3 protein-coding genes are annotated in these 2,293 nt (G+C 59.4%); all 3 read left to right on the top strand.

The annotated features are described in order from the left end of the window. Window positions 1–242 (top strand): hypothetical protein (locus tag ACR0AM_RS21535; RefSeq protein WP_480623994.1); only part of this gene is annotated, 242 nt, incomplete at its 5' end. Then, entirely contained in the window at window positions 154–1,380 is a 1,227-nt protein-coding gene (gene istA, locus ACR0AM_RS21530) for an IS21 family transposase (RefSeq protein ID WP_480623993.1), read from the top strand. The genes ACR0AM_RS21535 and istA, both read left to right, overlap by 89 nt. Beyond that, window positions 1,380–2,216, top strand: a complete 837-nt coding sequence (gene istB / locus ACR0AM_RS21525; RefSeq protein WP_480623992.1) for an IS21-like element helper ATPase IstB — start codon at window positions 1,380–1,382, stop codon at window positions 2,214–2,216. The genes istA and istB overlap by 1 nt, the downstream gene beginning before the upstream one ends. Window positions 2,217–2,293 lie beyond the last annotated feature (77 nt).

The raw sequence follows: 2,293 nt of genomic DNA, 5'->3' as shown, positions 1-2,293 counted from the left end.
TGTTAGTGGCAGACGTATTCTCCCCGAAAGTGGCAATTGAAAATTCCCCACCCGTGAGCGGCAGGGCCAATTCCAAACTTCAAGTATTTGGAATTGGCGCTGTCGCGGGAAACAGGCCTGATGCTCTGATTATCGAGAGACAGGGGCAGTCAGGTGAAGGGATTGAGGGAGATCGTTTTGATCCACGATTTACGACGACAGGGGCTGAGCATTTCGGCCATCGCGCGCAAGGTTGGTTCTGACCGCAAGACGGTGCGCAAATATTTGCAGCAGGGCTTGGAGGTGCCGGTTTATGGGCCGCGTGCACTACCGGGCAGCGTTCTGGATCCATACCGGGATTATCTGGAAGAGAGGGTTCGGGGCTTTCCTGACCTGTCTGGCCGGCGCTTGCTGCGCGAGATCAAGTCCATGGGGTATGAAGGTAGCTATTCGACGCTGAAGCCCTTTTTGCGGGAGCTGCGTCCGCCTCGACGTGCGCCTTTTGTGGTGCGGTTTGAAACACCTCCAGGCAAGCAGGCGCAGGTGGATTTTGCCGAGTTCAAGGTGGAGTTCACGGATGAGCCCGGCGTGATCCGCAAGGTCTGGCTGTTCAGCCTTGTTCTTGGCCATTCGCGCTGGCTCTGGGGCCGTTTTGTGTCCAGCCAGAACCTGCAAACGGTGATGCGCTGTCACATTGCTGCTTTTGATGCGATGGACGGCGCGCCGGAAGAGATCCTCTATGATCGCATGAAGACAGCGGTGATCGGAGAGGATGACGCTGGCGTTGTCACCTACAACACTTCGCTCGTCGCGCTGTTGAACCATTACGGTTCTGCGCCCAAAGCCTGCAAACCGTATCGGGCTCAGACGAAAGGCAAGGTTGAACGCCCGTTCCGCTACATCCGGCAGGACTTCTTTCTGGCGCGCACGTTCCGCAACATTGATGATCTGAACGCCCAGTTTGACGTCTGGCGGTGCGAGATCGCCAATCCTCGGGTGCACGCCACCACCGAGCGGGTCGTGGATGAAGCCTTTTTCGAAGAAAGGCCAACGCTCAAACCGCTACCTGCCATTCCTTACAGTGCGGTCCTAACCGTGGAGCGTCGGGTCAGCCACGAGGGCATGGTCGCGGTCGATGGCAACCATTATTCGGTGCCGGAGACAACGCGCAAACGCACCGTTGAAGTGCAAAACCATGTCGACGAAATCTGCATCTTTGAAGACGGCGTCTGTATCGCCCGCCACCCGGTGCTGGAAGGACGCAATCGGCGCCGGGTCGACCCCGCGCATCGTAAAGCCCCGCCACCGCGCCCCATGCAGCAACGACCAAAGGGCGTGCCGCAACGGTCACTGGCTTTCTATGACGCGGTCGGTCAACGGCTGGCTGCGGGAGGTGTGTGATGACCGAAACACTCGACCGGATCAGGGGGGCGCTTGTCGGCCTGAAGATGCCCCGCGCCCTGGAAGCGCTTGATCATACGATGCAGAAGCTGGAGCAGGGCAAAATCTCAGGGATCGAGGCATTGGATGCCCTTCTCAGCGAAGAATACGCCACCCGTGAAACCCGTCGCATCGATGTCGCGCTCAAGACCGCCAAGCTGATGCCCATCAAAACTCTGGAAGGCTTTGACTTCAGCTTCCAACCTTCACTTGACCGCGAACGGATTGCCGCGCTGGCGCAGCTCGACTTCATTCGGCGCGCCGAGGTGGTGCACTTCCTGGGTCCGCCCGGCACCGGGAAATCGCACTTGGCGACCGCTTTGGGCGTCGCGGCTGTGAAGGCCGGAAAGCAGGTCTATCGCGCGACGCTTGCCGAGCTGATCGAAGCCCTGGTCAAAGCAGAACGGGAAGGCCGGCTCGCCGACAAGATCCGCTTCTATACTCGCCCATCAATGCTGATCGTGGATGAAATCGGCTACCTGCCCATCACCCAGGGCGGCGCCAACCTGTTCTTCCAGCTCGTGAACGCCCGCTACGAAAAAGGTGCAATGATCCTGACCTCGAACCGCGGCTTCGCCGAATGGGGGGATGTCTTCGGTGACCCCGTCGTCGCAACGGCGCTCCTGGACCGGCTTTTGCACCACGCAGTAGTCGTCCAGATCGAGGGCGCCAGCTACCGCCTGCGCGGTCACACCGATCTGATCCCTGAACACACGCGTACAAATGCGCCGATCACACCGCTGCCACCGCCAAAACGGCGCGGCCGTCCGCCAAAGAACGGAACAGCAAGTCACTGAACCGGCTGACAACCGAAACCGCCAAACTGGGGAATTTTAACCTGCCCGTTCTGGGGAAATTTGAGATGCCATTGACA

This window comes from Ruegeria sp. AD9, assembly GCF_056542305.1.
The sequence above is the reverse complement of the archived record's forward strand: the minus strand, read 5'-3'. Positions and strand labels throughout refer to the sequence as shown.

Coding starts and splice junctions, on each gene's coding strand:
- istB (WP_480623992.1), top strand. CDS start 1,380: ATGACCGAAACACTCGACCGGATCAGGGGGGCGCTTGTCGGCCTGAAG.